Origin of the sequence: Enterovibrio coralii (assembly GCF_001559595.1) — a bacterium.
Taxonomy (GTDB): Bacteria; Pseudomonadota; Gammaproteobacteria; order Enterobacterales; family Vibrionaceae; genus Enterovibrio; species Enterovibrio coralii.
Map to the genome: position 1 here is coordinate 64447 of NZ_LNTY01000039.1, position 17787 is coordinate 82233.

Sequence of the window (17787 nt, forward strand, 5' to 3'; positions counted from 1 at the left end):
GTGATCCATGAATCCGCACAAGTTCATCCTACCGCTGTTGTAGAAGATGGCGTGGTTTTAGGTGCCAATGTAAAGATTGGTGCTTTTTCTTTTATCGGTGCTGGTGTAGAGATCGGTGAAGGAACTGAGGTGAAGACCCATGTTGTTATCAAAGGTCCAACAAAAATTGGTCGTGATAACAAGATCTTCCAATTCGCGTCGATTGGCGAGGAATGTCAGGATCTGAAATATGCGGACGAACCAACGACGTTGATCATTGGCGATCGCAACACTATCCGCGAAAGCGTGACCATGCATCGTGGTACGGTGCAAGACAAGGGCATTACCCAAGTGGGCAATGACAACCTGTTCATGGTGAACGCACACGTTGCCCATGACTGTGTGATTGGCGACCGCTGTATTTTTGCGAATAACGCCACCTTGGCGGGTCACGTAAAAGTGGGTAACCAAGCGATTGTTGGCGGTATGACAGCGATTCACCAGTTCTGTGTGATTGGTAGTCACTGTATGCTGGGTGGTGGTTCGATTGTGGTTCAAGATGTGCCGCCATATGTGATGGCACAAGGCAACCACTGTGCACCATTCGGTATTAACGTCGAAGGCTTGAAGCGTCGTGGCTTTGAAAAGAGCGCGATTAAAGCGATTCGCAGCGTTTACAAAGAATTGTACCGTTCAGGTAAAACGCTGGAAGAAGCGAAGAAAACCATTGTTGAAGCGGCGAAAGACGAACCAGCATTGGATCTTTTCGTTGAGTTCTTCGAAAACTCAACGCGAGGCATTATTCGCTAATGGCTAAGCCACTTCGAATAGGAATAGTCGCCGGGGAAATCTCCGGCGATATTTTAGGTGCCGGTTTTATTAAAGCGGTTAAAGAACAATACCCAGATGCCGAATTTGTTGGCATCGGCGGCCCACGTATGAAAGCTCTGGGCTGTGAAGCTCTCTTTGATATGGAAGAGCTTGCCGTGATGGGGATCGTTGAAGTGCTTGGTCGCCTGCCGCGCCTGTTGAAGGTAAAACGTGAGCTGGTGGATTACTTTTCTTCAAACCCACCGGATGTGTTTGTCGGTATTGATGCGCCAGATTTTAACCTTCGTCTGGAAAAGTCACTCAAAGAAAACGGCATCAAAACTGTTCATTACGTCAGTCCTAGCGTCTGGGCATGGCGTCAAAAACGCATTTTCGGTATAGCAGAAGCCACCAACCTAGTGCTTGCACTACTTCCTTTTGAAAAAGCCTTCTACGACAAATTCTCTGTACCTTGTGAATTCGTGGGCCACACCATGGCTGATGACATTCCCATGGTCAGTGATAAAGCAGCAGCCAAGGCACTGTTGGGGCTTGAGGCAGACAAGCGTTATTTAGCGGTGTTACCCGGTAGTCGCGGCGGCGAAATGAAGCTGCTTGCACCGACATTCATTGAAACCTGTAAGCTTTTAAAACGAACGCACCCAGACTTGGGGTTTGCTGTTGCATTGGTGAATGAAAAACGTCGTGCTCAATTTGAACACGCTTGGCAGGAAACTGCACCAGATCTTGAGTTTACGCTGGTCGATGATACCGCGCGCAACGTGATTACGGCCTCAGATGCTGTGCTACTTGCATCCGGCACTGTTGCACTAGAGTGCATGTTGGTGAAGCGTCCAATGGTCGTCGGCTACAAGGTGAATGCGATTACCGCTTGGTTGGCGAAACGCATGCTGAAAACCGAATTTGTGTCGTTGCCGAATATCCTCGCTGGTCGAGAGCTAGTGCCTGAAAGGCTGCAAGAAGCCTGTACGCCAGAGCAATTGGCAAATGATGTTTGTCAGTACCTTGATGGCGATAACGACGCTTTGATGGCTGAGTTTACGCACCTGCATGACATTATCCGATGTGACGCGGACAAATCATCCGCGCGTGCCGTATTGAATTTGATTGGACGTTAATCGATGGATTTCGAACCGTTTATCTATCCCGATGCCAACCTGATTGCTGGTGTCGATGAAGTGGGTCGTGGCCCGCTTGTTGGCGCGGTTGTTACCGCCGCCGTTATTCTTGACCCAAACAACCCGATTGAGGGTTTGACGGACTCGAAAAAGCTATCAGACAAAAAGCGCGCAGTGTTGTTTGAAGAAATCAAAGAAAAAGCACTGGCGTGGTCTCTGGGTCGCGCAGAGCCTGAAGAAATTGATGATATCAATATTCTGTCTGCAACCATGCTTGCGATGGAGCGTGCGGTAGCGGGGTTGAATATCACGCCAGATTTTGTCCTGATTGATGGAAACCGCGTGCCGAAAGGACTGAAAGTGCCGGGACAAGCCGTTGTTAAAGGCGACCTACGTGTGGCCGAAATCAGTGCCGCATCGATTCTGGCAAAAGTGGTTCGCGACCGTGAGATGGAAGAGCTGGACGCCAGTATCCACAGTATGGCTTTGCGAAGCACAAAGGTTACCCAACCAAGGCGCATTTCGAAGCACTCGAAGCGCACGGTGCGATCCCAGAGCATCGAAAGAGCTTTAAACCTGTTAAGAAGGCTCTAGGCATAGCATAATGCCCGTTGAGGGAGTGGACTCTCCCTCAATGACTATCTAACAATTAATCAGTAACGTAAGAGTACTATGTCAGACCCACGCTTTATTCACCTTCGCGTTCACAGTGACTTTTCCATGGTCGATGGCCTTGGCAAAGTGCCACCTTTGGTAAAAAAAGTTGCCGAGATGGGCATGCCAGCAATGGCACTCACCGACTTTACCAACCTGTGTGGTTTGGTGAAGTTTTACAACACGGCGCAAGGTACTGGCGTAAAACCGATCATTGGTGCAGATTTCAAAGTTCAATCGGATGCCTTTGGTGATGATTTAACTCAGCTGACTGTGCTGGCAGCAAACAATGTCGGTTATAAAAACCTGACGTTACTGATCTCAAAAGCGTATCTACGTGGACATGTCCAGCATCAGCCAGTTATCGATCTAGAATGGCTGATTGAGCTGAAAGAAGGCTTGATCATCCTGTCGGGTGGCCGAAAAGGTGACTTAGGTAAAGCGTTGCTGAAAGGCAATGTCGCTCTGGCAAATCAGTGTGCTGCGTTTTACCAAACTCATTTCCCCGATGCGTATTACCTTGAGTTAATGCGCACTGGACGTCCAGACGAAGAAGCCTATTTGCACTTCGCGCTCGACTTCGCTGTAGAAAATGACCTGCCCGTTGTTGCTACCAACGAAGTGTGTTTCTTAACGTCAGATTTGTTTGACGCGCACGAAATTCGTGTGGCGATCCACGACGGTTATACATTGGAAGACCCGCGTCGTCCGAAAAACTACAGCCCGCAACAATATCTTCGTACTGAAGAAGAAATGTGCGAGTTGTTCCATGACATTCCAGAAGCTTTGGCAAACACGGTTGAGATTGCCAAGCGCTGTAACGTCACCGTTCGCCTTAACGAATACTTCCTGCCAGCCTTCCCAACAGAAGGGATGAAAGAAACTGAATTCTTGGTGATGAAATCTCGAGAAGGTTTGGAAGAGCGTCTGGAGTTTCTTTTCCCGGATGAAGAAGAGCGTCTGAAACGTCGTCCAGAATACGATGAACGTCTTGAGGTCGAACTGGAAGTAATCAACAACATGGGCTTCCCGGGTTACTTCTTGATCGTTATGGAGTTCATCCAGTGGTCAAAGGATAACGCGATTCCTGTAGGCCCAGGCCGTGGTTCGGGTGCAGGTTCGCTGGTAGCGTATGCGCTTAAGATCACCGACCTTGATCCGCTTGAATACGATCTGCTGTTCGAACGTTTCTTGAACCCAGAACGTGTTTCCATGCCCGACTTCGACGTCGACTTCTGTATGGATAAGCGTGACCAGGTTATTGATCACGTAGCAGAAATGTATGGTCGCGATGCGGTATCACAGATCATTACCTTTGGTACCATGGCGGCGAAAGCGGTAATTCGCGATGTTGGTCGTGTACTGGGTCACCCTTACGGTTTCGTTGATCGCATCTCAAAGTTAGTGCCGCCTGATCCGGGCATGACGCTGTCAAAAGCCTTTGATGCAGAGCCGCAACTGGGTGAAATCTATGAAGCGGATGAAGAAGTTCGTGAGCTGATTGATACCTGCCGAATTTTGGAAGGTTGTACCCGTAACGCCGGTAAGCACGCGGGCGGTGTTGTTATCTCACCGACCACCATTACCGACTTTGCGCCGATTTACGCGGATGCCGAAGGCCACTTCCCAGTTACCCAGTTCGATAAGAACGACGTTGAAACTGCAGGTCTTGTGAAGTTTGACTTCTTGGGTCTGCGAACGCTGACCATCATCGACTGGGCACTGGGGCTGATTAACCCACGCCTTGAGCGCAGCGGGCAAGAGCCTGTGCGTATCGAGTCTATTCCGCTTGATGACGCAACATCGTTCCGCGTATTACAGAACTCAGAGACGACCGCAGTATTCCAGCTTGAATCGCGCGGCATGAAAGAGCTGATCAAACGTCTGCAGCCGGACTGTTTTGAAGACATCATCGCACTGGTAGCCCTTTTCCGTCCGGGCCCTTTGCAATCAGGCATGGTTGATAACTTTATCGACCGTAAGCACGGCCGAGAAGAAATCTCTTATCCCGATGCCACGTGGCAACACGAGTCGCTGAAAGAAATTCTGGATCCTACCTACGGCATCATTCTTTACCAAGAACAGGTTATGCAAATTGCACAGGTCCTGTCGGGTTACACCCTTGGCGGCGCAGACATGTTGCGTCGTGCAATGGGTAAGAAGAAGCCAGAGGAAATGGCGAAGCAGCGTGCCACCTTTGAAGACGGTGCGGTGAAAAACGGCGTTGACGGCGAACTGGCAATGAAGATCTTCGACCTTGTGGAGAAATTCGCAGGTTACGGCTTCAACAAATCGCACTCGGCGGCATATGCACTGGTTTCCTACCAAACACTTTGGCTGAAAACCCATTACCCAGCAGAATTCATGGCGGCGGTAATGACGGCCGATATGGACAACACCGACAAGATCGTTGGCTTGGTGGAAGAGTGTCGTCGTATGCGATTGACCATGCTGCCACCGGATGTCAACGCAGGCCTTTACCGTTTCAACGTCAATGAAAAAGGCGAGATTGTTTACGGTATTGGCGCGATCAAAGGTGTGGGTGAAGCACCGATTGAAAACATCATAAAAGCACGTGAAGAGGGCGGGTACTTCCGCGACCTCTTCGACTTCTGTGCGCGCATTGATACCAAGAAAGTGAACAAGCGCGTGATTGAGAAACTGATCCAATCTGGCGCGCTAGACCGCCTTGGTCCTCACCGTGCCGCCATGATGGCGTCGCTGGATAACGCCATCAAATCTGCAAGCCAACACCATCAGGCAGAGGCGTTTGGTCAGGCCGACATGTTCGGTGTATTGACCGATGCCCCGGAAGAAGTCGAACACAAATACGCAAATGTGCCACCATGGCCGGACAAAGTCTGGCTTGAAGGTGAACGTGAAACCTTGGGGCTGTACCTAACGGGCCACCCTATCAACAGCTATGCGAAAGAGCTGAAGCATTACATCACATGGCGTTTGGAAGATGCGCATGCGACCAAACGCGATGTGGTCTCTACCGTTGCAGGTCTTGTGATCGCCGCTCGTGTGATGACAACCAAACGTGGCACCCGGATTGGTATCCTGACACTGGACGATCGCTCGGGCCGTATGGAAGTGATGCTGTTCTCAGATGCGTTAGAAAAGTATCTGGATCTCATCGAAAAAGACCGAATTTTGGTTGTTTCTGGACAGGTCAGCTTTGATGACTTCAACGGCGGCCTTAAAATGTCGGCACGAGAAGTGCTAGATATATCTCAAGCACGTGAAAAGTACCTGCGTGGTCTTGCTATCTCAGTGACCGACAGGCAAATTGACAACAAGTTTTTTGAACGATTCAGCGAGATATTGGAGCCGCACCGAGCCGGTACTGTGCCGGTGAACCTCTACTATCAACGTGACGATGCGCGCGCGAAACTGGTCTTAGGAACAGAGTGGCGAATTACGCCAGACGACAAGCTGATCGACAATTTGAAAACCCTGCTTGGCGATAAACAGGTCGAGCTGGAATTTGACTGATACTTTTGCTCTGCCCGTGAGGGGCAGGGCAATTTAATTACCTAAACAGGATTCTTTCTCTATGAGTCTTAATTTCCTTGAATTTGAACAGCCGATTGCTGAACTAGAAGCAAAAATTGAAGCCCTACGCGTCGTATCAAAACGCGGTGATGGTCCTGAGGCTGTCAATCTTGATAAAGAAATCGAGCAACTGGAGACAAAAAGCGTTGAGCTGACGAAGAAAATCTTCAGTGACCTTGGCGCATGGCAAGTGGCGCAACTTGCTCGTCACCCACGTCGTCCTTACACATTGGACTACGCAGATCTGATTTTCACCGAGTTCGATGAGCTGGCGGGTGACCGTGCTTACGCAGACGATAAAGCGATCGTTGGCGGCATGGCGCGTATTGACGGTCGTCCAGTGATGATCATCGGTCACCAAAAAGGCCGTGAAACACGTGAGAAAGTGGAACGCAACTTCGGTATGCCAAAACCTGAAGGTTACCGTAAAGCACTGCGTCTGATGAAAATGGCAGAGCGTTTCAATATGCCAATCATCACCTTCATCGATACCGCGGGTGCGTACCCAGGTGTGGGTGCAGAAGAACGCGGCCAGTCTGAAGCGATTGCGCGTAACTTGAAAGAAATGTCAGGTCTGACTGTGCCAGTCATCGTTAACGTGGTTGGCGAAGGTGGTTCAGGCGGTGCACTGGCAATTGGTGTGGGTGATTACGTCAACATGCTGCAATACTCAACCTACTCGGTGATTTCTCCAGAAGGTTGTGCGTCTATCCTGTGGCGCGATTCTGACAAAGCGCCTCAAGCGGCGGAAGCCATGGGCATGACTGCACCTCGCCTGAAAGAGTTGGGCCTCATCGACAACATCGTTGAAGAGCCAATGGGCGGCGCACACCGTAACTACGGAACCACAGCAGCGAACATCAAAGCACTGCTGGTGGCTCAGCTTGAAGAGTTGGAGCAAATGGATGCTGACACCCTGCGTGAGCGTCGCTACCAACGTCTGCTGAGCTACGGTTACTGTTAATCACAGCTTGCGATGAAAAAGGGCCGACAGGCCCTTTTTTTGTGGCGGAAATATCTCCTTTACCGATTTGTTGAATAGCGCATCAGTACTTCAACGCAAGGATGTGGTGCTATCATGACGGCAACGCGTTATTTTTGAGGCTCTTATGCTGTTCTCCTTGTTTGAAAAGACCCTGAATCTTCATGCCACGTCGCCAAGGCAGATTGTTTTAGCGTTCAGTGGCGGCGTCGACTCCCGCGTGATGCTCGATCTTCTGGCGCAATATCGCGATAAACACCCAGAGCACCGCTATTTGGCGATTCATATTCATCATGGGCTGAGCAGCAATGCGGATACATGGTTAGCGCAATGTGAAGGCTGGGCGAAAGCAGTGGCAATCCCTTTCAAAGGCATTCGCGTCAGTCTGGATAGCCAGGGTGAAAGCTTGGAGAAAGTGGCGAGGGAAGCCAGGTACAACGCCATCGTAAATAACGTGGAGCCAGCCGCTTTGATATTGGCCGCGCAACATGCTGACGATCAGGCCGAAACCTTCTTGCTCGCCTTAAAACGAGGCAGTGGCCCTGCGGGATTAGCGTCAATGCCTGCCCTTCGAGAAATGGGTCATGCCCAATTGCTACGTCCTTTGCTCAGTGCCAGCAGAGAGCAGATCGAACGTTATGCATCGGACAAAGGCTTATCTTGGGTTGAAGACGAAAGTAATCGCGATAACCGTTTTGACCGTAACTTCATCAGAAACGAATGGTTACCTTCGGCTAAAGCGCGTTGGCCTGGCGTCACAAAGGCTATCAACCGCACTGCGCAGTTATGCGCTGAGCAGGAAGCTTTGATTGATGTTTTGCTTTGCCAGTTTGACAAAGACGTGGTCAATCCAAACAAGAGTGTGTCGATTGAGCGGCTGAAGCAGCTGGAAATGCCAATTCAAACTGCACTTGTGCGTAGGTGGTTCAAAAGCCAAACGTCGTCTGTGCCATCACTAGCGCAACTGCAAGAGCTGTTCAATGCAGTAATTGATTCGGCTGTTGATGCCAATCCAAAGCTAAAAATTGGCGATTGGTGGGTACATCGCATGATGATGCGATTTTTGTCGTCAAACCCACCCACGATGTGACGGCATGGGTTGAGCATATCGACAGGGATGCACAATGTGTGTTGCCAGATGGCTTGGGGACGCTGTTGCTTACCCATGGTGTATCGGGTGAGGGGCAAGCTTTACGCGCACCGCAAGGCAATGAAAAGGTTAGTGTTCGTTTTAATCCGGAGGGTGTGTTTGCACATCCTAAAGGTCGACAAGGCAAGCGCAAACTCAAAAAACTGTTCCAAGAATACCGAGTGCCAACGTGGGAGCGACGTAGAACACCATTAATCTACTTTGGTGATCAACTCGCGGCCGTAGCAGGTTTGTTCGTTTGCGAAGGGTTCGATGGTCAGGATTGTGAACTACTCTGGGACAAATTCCACATCGTTGATGCGTGATTGAAATGCGCATGCAACAATTATAAAAACTGGAAATAAAAGAGCGAGGAAGCAATGAAAATACTAATACCTCTAAGTTTGGCGGCGATGACGCTGGCAGCACCTTCATTTGCAGCGGGCGATGCTGAAGCAGGTAAAGCGAAAGCGGCAATTTGTGCGGCATGCCATGGTGCAAATGGCATCGCGGTGATTCCTGGGTACCCCAATCTTGCGGGTCAAAACGAGCAGTACATTGTTTCTGCGTTAAAAGCGTATAAAAACGGTGAACGTAACGGTGCTCAAGCCATGATCATGAAGCCGCAAGCAACCATGCTTAGCGATGCTGACATGGCAAACCTTGCCGCTTATTACGCGAACATGAAGTAACAGCCATCTTCTTCCAAAAGCCATCGCATTTTTGCGATGGCTTTTTTGTTTGTATCGAGTCTATTCACACGTTTTAAAATTCGACTGTTCGTTTTTTGCTCGAACAGATTCTCTGCTATTGCTAAAAAATTTGGTTTTTACTAATGTACTAGCTCACTGATACATTGTAAGAGGTTAACGCAATGGCTGCAGGACGCGAGCATTTTAGTTCCCGCCTTGGTTTTGTCCTCGCTGCGGCAGGCGCAGCGGTAGGTTTAGGCAATATTTGGGGCTTTCCAACACAAGCTGCCAGCAATGGTGGCGGTGCATTCTTACTGGTGTACCTGCTTCTGATCTTGATCGTGGCATACCCTATGCTGGTGGTAGAAATGGCAATTGGCCGCCAAGGTCAGGCAAACCCGATCGACAGCATGAAAAAGCTGGGCAATTCACCGCTTACCAAAAAGCTGGGTAGTGGGGTAGGTTTCATCGGTTTAATGGTGCCGTGTCTGGTACTGGCGTTTTACAGCATTGTTGGCGGTTGGTTGGTGTCATTCATGCTGGCGGCGGGTGCTGATCTGGTGGGCATGACATCGGTGTCGGATTGGCTGAAAGGTTTTTCGGTAGAGCGTAATCTTTTTGGTGCTGCAGTTTTCTACCTTCTGACCATTTTGATTGTTCAAGCCGGTGTTAAAGATGGTATTGAGAAGTGGTCAACGCGCTTGATGCCAGCGTTGTTTGTTCTGTTTGGCTTGATGTTTGTCTATGTGATGACCTTGCCAGGCGCGACCGAAGGCTTGGCGCACTACTTGGTGCCTGATTTCTCGAAAATCATGGACAGTGACTTGATCCTAGCCGCAATGGGACAAGGCTTCTTCTCGCTGACCATTGGTGGTTGCTCCATGCTGATTTACGGCTCATACCTCAGCAAGAAAGAAAACCTGCCAAAAATGGCGTTGAATGTCACGCTGGTGGACACCGCAGTGGCAGTGATTGCAGGTCTGGTCATCATGCCAGCCATGTTTGCGGCAATGAAACAAGGCGTTGAAATCTATGATGCGAATGGCGCGCTGCTGAGCTCCTCGACCTTGGTGTTTGATGTCTTGCCAATGTTGTTTGACGGTCTAGGGTTGGCGGGTGTGTTTGTGGCACTAGTGTTCTTTGTGCTGATGACCATTGCTGCATTGACCTCATCGATTTCGATGCTGGAATGTCCGGTAGCACTGTTGAACGAACGTAAAGGCACGTCGCGCACAGTGGCAAGCTGGATGCTTGGTGGTGCCATTGCAGCATTCAGTGCGGTGATTATCTTTAACTTTGGTGACTTGTTTGGCTTGGTTGCGACGGTTGCTACCCAATACGTTCAGCCGATTGCAGCACTGCTATTCTGCCTATACGGTGGCTGGGTATGGAAACGTAACAAGCAGCTGGAAGAGATGCGCCAAGGTTTCGACAACCTCGAAGAAGGCCTGTTTTGGAAAGTCTGGCCAGCCTATGTGAAGTTTGTGTGTCCTGCGTTAGTTGCTGCTGTGATTTGGATGTCAATCTAGCGCAGTTAAACCGAGCAAAACAAAAAAGGAAGCCACTGGCTTCCTTTTTTCTATCGTATTAAAGATTAACGAAACTGGTTTTGCTCAGCCATGTACTCAAAGCCAGCGGTCGCCAGTTTTTCTTTCAATGCCTCTGCATCAATTTCGAAGAACTTGGTCAATGACTCCAGTGAGTCGAACTCGTCACGCAGCTTCATGTTCACGATGCTCATTAGCATAATCGTGTCCATGGTTTGAAAGTTCTTAAGATCCATTATGCGTCCTCGTGGTCACTGATCAGAAGATTCGCTGCGGCAAATGCAGCTTGCTCGCGCAACTCGTCAGAAATCGTTTCATCTGAAGCAACGGCATTCAGTGTTTTAATGGCACAGGTAATGGCTTGTGGAATGTAGCCTTGCTCGCCACTGCCAATCTCCGCATATCGCTGACGGATCAGCGCACAACAATCGTAGACTTTCATAGTCACTCCTTGAAAAACTCTGGTAGCAATATAACAAAAAAGGCTCCTTAAAGGAGCCTTTGTCGCGCGTTTCACTGCTAGCGGCGTTTATGTTTATTTCGGTACATGCCGCGGTCAGCGCGTTCGAACAGAGAGTTGGTGTTGTCGCCATTGCGATACTCTGAACAGCCCACAGAACTGCTGATGGCATGCGAAGTCAGAAGCTCATCGCCAGCAACGAGAGTTTTTAGCCTATCGTTGACCAATTGCGCAGATTCTCTGGTCGCAGGGGTAAGTAATACGGCAAACTCATCACCGCCAAGGCGATAGCAACGGTCGGATGCGCGGATAGCTTGCTTGAGTAACATGGCAAAACGACGTAATACTTTGTCACCATCAAGGTGTCCGTATGTGTCATTGACCTGCTTGAAGTTATCCATGTCGAAGATCATTAGGATAAGGCCATTATCTTTACGCTCGGCAAGTGCAACAGCTTGGCGGATATCCTGCTCGAAACTGGTTCGGTTATTCAGACCTGTGAGGCTATCAAGCAACGCCAGATTTCGAATGCGATTATATTCAATGGCGTTTCTTAATGGACCTGCCAATAGACGGTGATAGGTATGGATGAGGCTGATCTCATCGTCATCAAGTTTGTAGGGCGTGCTGTATTGCAGCATACCGAGAGAAGTTTGGGAGAACTTGATCGAGAAGGTTTGACGAAACTCCGTCGTTCCCCCGCGTCTGACAATGTGGGAAATATCTTCGTGATCCCAAATCAACCGGGTAATGTCGATTTGTTTTTCCAGCTCTCGGATAAAAACTTCAAACAGCTGATCGATTTCCAATCGACCTTGAAGCTTCTGCAGCACCATAAGCCGCTGATCCGCACCAAGAGGAACACGACGCGATTGAATCGCGGCATTTTTTAATTGTTCCAGTTGCGTACTCATCGATATTGCCTCAGAAACCAACAACCATGATTGTCCATGCTTTAACCAGTAAGCAAGTAACGTTCCAGATCATGGAATGGATAGCCGTGTGGAAGTATTCCGTCTTAGTTTTCTATACCGAGAAACCCGATCAAATCGGATCGTAGATTCTGAGCGTCTTGATATCCCATGTCAATTAAGTGATTGATATATTTCGGTTCAAACAACAGATAACTGGTGATCGCCGCGTCATCTATGGGACTGATGCCTAAAAATCTCATCAAACTTCTCACTGCGATAGGCATGTGGCAGTAGTAGCGTTCTACGAGGGGTTCAAACGGTGAGGAAGGGGAAAGTTGAAAGGCATCAACTTGCCGGAGTGCCAATTTTTCGGCTGCTTTTTTATCCAATGAACCAACGAGGGTGTTCATCCGATCGAGGTGCTCTAAGTCTGCTGACAGCGTATCCGCAAAGATCGCATCCATTAAATGCCCGCCCAAAGTCGCAAGACCGGGGGCGTGCGCAATAAGTGGCTCTCTCGATGTTTGCTTGGGGGCGAGATCGATAATTAAGACCTTCTCGGCACCGAGTTTGAGCGCGGGTCTTAACGGCGCAATTTGGTGAACAGAGCCATCACCGTAATAGCTGTGGCCAATCTGGGATGCCGGAAACACGATGGGTATGGCGGAGGAAGCCAACAAGTGCTCTGTCGTTATTTGGCTCTTAATGCCAATCGCTCGTGAGCGAGTCCATTGTTCGATTTCTGGCTGCCCTTGGAAAAACGTCACAGACTTACTGGTTTGATAGTTAGAGGCTGTCACTGCAAGGCCGTGCAAGTGACCCGATAGTATCTGGTGATCAATCTTATTGAAGTTGAGTACCCGCCGAAGCAAGTCGCGCAACGGGCGGTTATCTAACAGTCCAAACGGCGGCGCACAGTGATATTGCGCTTGCATGCGCGCAAATCCCTGCCGACCTAAATGATGAACAATCCCAGACAATGAACTTCTAAACACATCCTCTGTGCTGAGGTTTGACCAAAGCCAGGTCAGTTTTTTGACGCCGAGACGAAAACATGACGAATGGCAGGCGAGGGAGGTAGCATTTAGTGCGCCAGCTGACGTGCCACAGTAGATAGAAAAAGGGCTGGGATGAACACGAGGGTACCATTCTGAAATCGCTTTGAGCACACCCACCTGATAGGCAGCACGTGCACCACCTCCGCTCAGCAAGAGCGCAGTTTTCTGTACAGGTGCATTGTCAGGGGATGGTCTCTTCATTATGTAAACCCAGTTCTCACAAGGAGTTATTCGGTTTCTTTTAGTATGAACCAAGTTATAAGGATTGGAGGAATACGCTTTATATGCCGAATAGTTGTACTTCTTTGCGTCGCTGATTGTGACCTAGAGCTAAATCTCGCATGGCGTACTGCAATCCTTTCAATAGAGTAGAACAGGAAGTGTTATATTTTTGTTCAATGAGGTTCGTTTAAATGAAAGGTCCCTGTGCCAATTACCGCGCTGATTGCTGATGATGACAAAGCGACTGCCAAGCTGGTGGAAGTGCTCCTAAAGAAATGGGGCGTGGAAGCTGTTGTCGCGCATGATGGTCTCGAAGCATTAGAAATCATGATGCAAGATGAACCACCTACCTTGTTGCTGTTCGATTGGGAAATGCCAGGATACAGTGGCATTGAACTTTGTCAGAAGATTCGAGAAATCGACACCGATAACCCGCCATACATCATTATTTGTACCGCCAGAGACAGTGCGGAGCACATTGCTGAAGGGCTCAACAAAGGCGCGAATGACTTTGTCTCCAAGCCATTCAACACGCAAGTGCTGAGGGCGCGTGTTGAAGTGGGTAAACGAACCCTGGAACTTCAAGACCGCTTGATGAGTGCGATGTCGCGCTTGGACAAATTGGCGAGCTACGACGAGTTAACCGGTTTGATGAATAGACGCGCTGTGTTTGAGCGCATTAACGAAGACTTCGCGCGAGCAGGCCGAACCAAATCCTGTTTATGTTTTACCGTGTGTGATATCGACTGGTTTAAGCAGGTCAATGATAACTATGGCCACCCGGCTGGAGATGCCATTCTCAACGAAATGGGAAAACTACTGACACAGCAACTTCGACCCTATGATCGTTTGGGGCGCGTGGGTGGTGAAGAGTTCTTATTGGTCTTTGCTGTTGATGATAAAGACAATGCCGAAAAGGTGCTTGAGCGTATACGCCTCGCGATTGCCGCGCACCCGTTCCAGCACGAAGAAACCCATATTCCTGTGACCATGAGTTTCGGCGCAACCTTGATTGATACCATAGATAACGCTATGCGCGTCGAAGACTACTTTAAGCGAGCTGACGATGCGTTATATACCTCGAAAGCCAATGGAAGAAACTGCATTACCTTTTTGTAGTGACTACATTGGGAAATTCAGACATAAAAAAACGCCTCCGATTGGAGGCGTTTTTTCTAAGACTTGGATTAAGCCAGTTTCGCTTTCACGAACTCAACCATTTGATCCATTTCTACTGGCACTTTCTCGCCGCCACGACGGTGTTTGTATTCAAACACACCGTTGTCCATGCTGCGCTCACCGATGATGACAGTGTGTGGAACACCCATCAGTTCCATGTCAGAGAACATCACGCCTGGACGCTCTTTACGGTCGTCGAAGATAACTTCGATACCAGCCGCAGTCAGATCCGCGTACAGTTTCTCAGCCGCTTCTTGAACGCGCTCAGACTTGTGCATGTTCATAGGAACGATTGCCACAGTGAACGGTGCAATTGCGTCTGGCCAGATGATACCGTTGTCGTCGTGGTTCTGCTCAATCGCCGCAGCAACAACACGAGACACACCGATGCCGTAACAACCCATTTCCAGAATGGTGTTCTTACCGTCAGCACCTAGTACGCCACAGTTCATTTTCTCAGAGTAGTTTGTACCCAACTGGAAGATGTGACCCACTTCGATACCGCGCTTCAGAAGGATAGTACCTTGACCACATGGGCTTGGATCGCCTTCAACCACGTTACGGATATCAGCAACTTCACCCAACTCTACGTCACGACCCCAGTTGATACCGAAGTAGTGCTTGTCGTCGATGTTTGCACCCGCGCCGAAGTCGCTCATTGAGGCAACGCTGCGGTCAACGATGAATGGAACAGTCAGGTTAACTGGACCTAGTGAGCCTGGACCTGCGTTAACGATCGCGCGGATTTCTTCTTCCGTTGCGAACTGCAGAGGAGCTTCAACTTGCGCCAGTTTTTCTGCTTTGATTTCGTTCAGCTCGTGGTCACCACGAACAAGCAGAGCAACCAGGTCTGCGTCAACAGCGTCAGACGCTTTCACGAACAGAGTCTTAACTGTTTTTTCGATAGGCAGGTCGAACTGCTCTACCAACTGAGCGATCGTTTTCGCATCAGGCGTATCAACCAGCGTCATTTCCTGAGTTGGTGCCGCTCGCTCACCCGCAGGTGCAATCGCTTCCGCCATTTCAACGTTTGCTGCGTAGTCAGAATCGGTAGAGAACGCGATGGTGTCTTCGCCGCTGTTAGCCAGTACGTGGAACTCGTGAGACGCAGAGCCACCGATAGCGCCGGTGTCAGCCAGAACTGGACGGTAGTCCAAACCCATGCGATCGAATGCTGCACAGTAAGCAATATGCATTGCTTCGTAAGACTTTTGCAGACCTTCTTTATCGATGTCGAAGCTGTAAGCATCCATCATCGAGAATTCACGTGCACGCATTACGCCGAAACGTGGGCGCACTTCATCACGGAATTTAGTTTGGATCTGGTACAGGTTCAGTGGCAGTTGTTTGTAAGAGTTCACTTCGTTACGAACAAGAGAAGTGATCACTTCTTCTGCCGTCGGGCTCAGAACAAACGGACGCTCGTGGCGGTCAGTGAAGCGAAGCAGCTCAGGCCCCATCTTTTCAGAGCGGCCTGTCTCTTCCCATAGCTCAAACGGCTGAACCACGGGCATCAGAGTCTCAATCGCACCTGCGTTGTTGATTTCCTGACGAACGATGTTTTCAACCTTTTGCAGAACGCGCAAACCGGTAGGCAACCAGGTGTACAGACCTGAAGCCAGTTTGCGGATCATACCGGCGCGTAGCATCAGCTGGTGGCTGACGACTTCTGCGTCGTTTGGCGTTTCCTTCAGTGTAGAAAGAAGGTATTTACTGGTACGCATCTAAGCTATCCGTTTATTAAATTACAATATGGAGGGTGTAAGGGCGTCATATTACCAGCGAGATCACTATTCGCCAAAGGCTTCTATCATAGTGACAGTGATTACAGCTTCATCAACGGTAAACTTCACATTGAAGTTAAACAGATGAACTGCGTATTCTTTGGTATCCGTTTTGCCTTTCTTATAAGCAGGGCGAGGGTCTTGAGCCAGCACCTCTTCAATCACCTGCTTTTTATGACTGCCGTCTTTATCTTTTGCGAGAGTCTGTATCGCAACATCGGAAAACGTCACGGCTAATGTAGAAGGTGCATCCGATGCGTAACCGCCTTGTGCTTCAGGCACTGAATCTGAATAAGGGATATAAGGTTTAATGTCGACAATCGGTGTGCCATCCACCAAATCACAACTGCCAATATCCACGAATACCTGTGCGCCTACTTTACGAATGCCTTTTAAAGGGACGACAGACATACCAATCCCATTCGGGCGAAACGTAGCGCGGCTTGCAAATACGCCAATACGCTCGTTTCCGCCAAGTCGTGGTGGACGGACGGTAGGTGTCCAACCTTGCTCTAAATTCTGATCAAACAAAAACAACACCCAAAGGTGGGAGAATTGCTCGATACCTCTGACTGTGTCTTCATTGTTTGCATCGCCGACAAGTGCAATAGAGGCCAACGCGCTCGGTGCTAATCCTGGCTGACGAGGAACGGCAAACTTCTCTTTATAAGGAGATTGGATTTTACCGATAGGGTTGAGGGTATAGGTCATCGTTAAAAACTCGTACTTGCTATTGGCGAAGACTCTACCACAAAAGGCGAGAGTGCGATGTCTGGTGATTGAAGAGAGAATGCATGTCATAATCCCAGAGTAAGAGATTAATGAGGGCACAACTTTGGCCAAACCAGCGGTATTTATCGACAGAGATGGCGTGATCAATGTGGATCACGGGTACATCAGTAAGGTTGATGATTTTGAATATGTAGAAGGTGTGTTTGACGCCTGTCGTGAGCTTAAAGAAATGGGGTACCTGCTTGTGTTGGTCACCAACCAATCTGGTATTGCTCGTGGCTACTACACGGAAGATGACTTCCTGTCGCTGACAGAATGGATGGATTGGAACTTCGCAGACAAAGGCGTCGATTTTGATGGCATCTATTATTGCCTCATCACCCAGAACATGGCGAAGGTAAATATAAGCAAGATTGTGATTGCCGCAAACCAAAGCCAGGCATGTTCTTCTCAGCACGTGATTATCTGAAGATAGACATGGAACAATCAGTAATGATTGGTGACAAAGCCGATGATATGCGCGCGGCTGACGCAGCGGGTATCCCGACCAAGGTGCTTGTTCGTACCGGTAAAGATGTCACAGCAGACGGTGAAGCGTTGGCAACAACCGTGCTAAATAGCATTGCAGATGTTCCAGCTTTCTTGAAATCACTGTAATCCGCTAAAGGATAAACACAGTTTTCAACGTTAAAAACGGCCCGAAAGGGCCGTTTTTATATCGATTTGATGATCTTTTGAACACTTGAGCGGTTTTTTAGGGAAAAAGCGATTTTTTTATAAAAAAGGTATTGCCAACAAAAAATCTCTCCCTATAATGCGCTCCTCGTTGGCACGGCAAAGTTCGCTGCGAACACGAGGAGCACGAAAGTGCTTGACTCGAAAAAAGAGTTGAGTTTAAATCTCACTCCGCTCAGCAAGGCTGAGAACGTTCTTTAACAATTTGATCTA

Annotated in this window: 17 protein-coding genes and 1 pseudogene; 12 read left to right on the plus strand and 6 right to left on the minus strand. The window is 49.1% G+C overall.

What is annotated here, in order from left to right; translation table 11 throughout:
* The 9 genes and pseudogenes from lpxA to ATN88_RS16330 all read left to right on the plus strand — a co-directional run bounded on the left by lpxA (window position 1) and on the right by ATN88_RS16330 (window position 10472).
* Window positions 1-789: an acyl-ACP--UDP-N-acetylglucosamine O-acyltransferase gene (lpxA, locus tag ATN88_RS16295; RefSeq protein ID WP_067418224.1), complete on the plus strand. Its 789-nt coding sequence runs from the start codon at window positions 1-3 to the stop codon at window positions 787-789.
* Window positions 789-1928, plus strand: a complete 1140-nt coding sequence (gene lpxB, locus ATN88_RS16300; RefSeq protein WP_067418228.1) for a lipid-A-disaccharide synthase — start codon at window positions 789-791, stop codon at window positions 1926-1928. Before lpxA ends, lpxB begins: the two co-directional genes overlap by 1 nt.
* A gap of 3 nt (window positions 1929-1931) precedes the next feature.
* Window positions 1932-2533 (plus strand): annotated as a pseudogene (gene rnhB / locus ATN88_RS16305) (ribonuclease HII).
* A gap of 67 nt (window positions 2534-2600) precedes the next feature.
* Entirely contained in the window at window positions 2601-6080 is a 3480-nt protein-coding gene (dnaE, locus tag ATN88_RS16310; protein ID WP_067418232.1) for a DNA polymerase III subunit alpha, read from the plus strand.
* A 61-nt stretch (window positions 6081-6141) separates the two neighbouring features.
* Window positions 6142-7104 carry an acetyl-CoA carboxylase carboxyl transferase subunit alpha gene (gene accA, locus ATN88_RS16315; protein ID WP_067418237.1) on the plus strand — a complete coding sequence of 321 codons (963 nt, stop codon included), beginning with the start codon at window positions 6142-6144 and terminating at the stop codon, window positions 7102-7104.
* Window positions 7105-7261: 157 nt separating this feature from the next.
* Complete coding sequence (gene tilS, locus ATN88_RS16320; RefSeq protein WP_232313318.1) at window positions 7262-8212, plus strand: tRNA lysidine(34) synthetase TilS; 951 nt, start codon at window positions 7262-7264, stop codon at window positions 8210-8212.
* Window positions 8158-8577 carry a tRNA lysidine(34) synthetase TilS gene (tilS, locus tag ATN88_RS25570; protein ID WP_232313320.1) on the plus strand — a complete coding sequence of 140 codons (420 nt, stop codon included), beginning with the start codon at window positions 8158-8160 and terminating at the stop codon, window positions 8575-8577. The genes tilS (ATN88_RS16320) and tilS (ATN88_RS25570) overlap by 55 nt, the downstream gene beginning before the upstream one ends.
* Window positions 8578-8631: 54 nt before the next feature.
* Window positions 8632-8943: a c-type cytochrome gene (locus ATN88_RS16325; protein ID WP_067418240.1), complete on the plus strand. Its 312-nt coding sequence runs from the start codon at window positions 8632-8634 to the stop codon at window positions 8941-8943.
* Between the two features lie 182 nt (window positions 8944-9125).
* A complete protein-coding gene (locus ATN88_RS16330) occupies window positions 9126-10472 on the plus strand; it encodes a sodium-dependent transporter (RefSeq protein WP_067418244.1) in 1347 nt (448 codons plus the stop codon).
* A gap of 65 nt (window positions 10473-10537) precedes the next feature.
* Here ATN88_RS16330 and ATN88_RS16335 read toward each other — a convergent pair whose 3' ends face one another.
* From ATN88_RS16335 to ATN88_RS16350, 4 genes are all read right to left on the minus strand, one after another.
* Window positions 10538-10726 (minus strand): DUF4250 domain-containing protein, encoded by a 189-nt coding sequence (locus ATN88_RS16335; protein ID WP_067418248.1) that lies wholly within the window; start codon window positions 10724-10726, stop codon window positions 10538-10540.
* Complete coding sequence (locus ATN88_RS16340; RefSeq protein WP_067418252.1) at window positions 10726-10932, minus strand: YaeP family protein; 207 nt, start codon at window positions 10930-10932, stop codon at window positions 10726-10728. The genes ATN88_RS16335 and ATN88_RS16340 overlap by 1 nt, the downstream gene beginning before the upstream one ends.
* A gap of 77 nt (window positions 10933-11009) precedes the next feature.
* The gene (locus tag ATN88_RS16345) at window positions 11010-11864 is read right to left on the minus strand and encodes a GGDEF domain-containing protein (RefSeq protein ID WP_067418255.1); all 855 of its coding nucleotides are present in this window, start codon (window positions 11862-11864) and stop codon (window positions 11010-11012) included.
* Window positions 11865-11968: 104 nt separating this feature from the next.
* Window positions 11969-13123, minus strand: coding sequence for a patatin-like phospholipase family protein (locus ATN88_RS16350; RefSeq protein WP_067418259.1), 1155 nt, complete (start codon window positions 13121-13123; stop codon window positions 11969-11971).
* Window positions 13124-13348: 225 nt separating this feature from the next.
* Between ATN88_RS16350 and ATN88_RS16355 the strand changes: the two genes are divergently transcribed.
* A complete protein-coding gene (locus ATN88_RS16355) occupies window positions 13349-14263 on the plus strand; it encodes a GGDEF domain-containing response regulator (RefSeq protein ID WP_067418263.1) in 915 nt (304 codons plus the stop codon).
* A gap of 68 nt (window positions 14264-14331) precedes the next feature.
* Here ATN88_RS16355 and ATN88_RS16360 read toward each other — a convergent pair whose 3' ends face one another.
* Window positions 14332-16047: a proline--tRNA ligase gene (locus ATN88_RS16360; RefSeq protein ID WP_067418266.1), complete on the minus strand. Its 1716-nt coding sequence runs from the start codon at window positions 16045-16047 to the stop codon at window positions 14332-14334.
* A 66-nt stretch (window positions 16048-16113) separates the two neighbouring features.
* Window positions 16114-16818, minus strand: coding sequence for a tRNA (N6-threonylcarbamoyladenosine(37)-N6)-methyltransferase TrmO (gene tsaA / locus ATN88_RS16365; RefSeq protein ID WP_067418270.1), 705 nt, complete (start codon window positions 16816-16818; stop codon window positions 16114-16116).
* A 124-nt stretch (window positions 16819-16942) separates the two neighbouring features.
* On the opposite strand from tsaA, the gene gmhB reads away from it, so the two are divergent.
* Both gmhB and ATN88_RS27535 read left to right on the plus strand, forming a co-directional pair.
* A complete protein-coding gene (gmhB, locus tag ATN88_RS16370) occupies window positions 16943-17308 on the plus strand; it encodes a D-glycero-beta-D-manno-heptose 1,7-bisphosphate 7-phosphatase (RefSeq protein WP_232313322.1) in 366 nt (121 codons plus the stop codon).
* Entirely contained in the window at window positions 17281-17496 is a 216-nt protein-coding gene (locus ATN88_RS27535) for an HAD hydrolase-like protein (RefSeq protein ID WP_232313324.1), read from the plus strand. The genes gmhB and ATN88_RS27535 overlap by 28 nt, the downstream gene beginning before the upstream one ends.
* Window positions 17497-17787 lie beyond the last annotated feature (291 nt).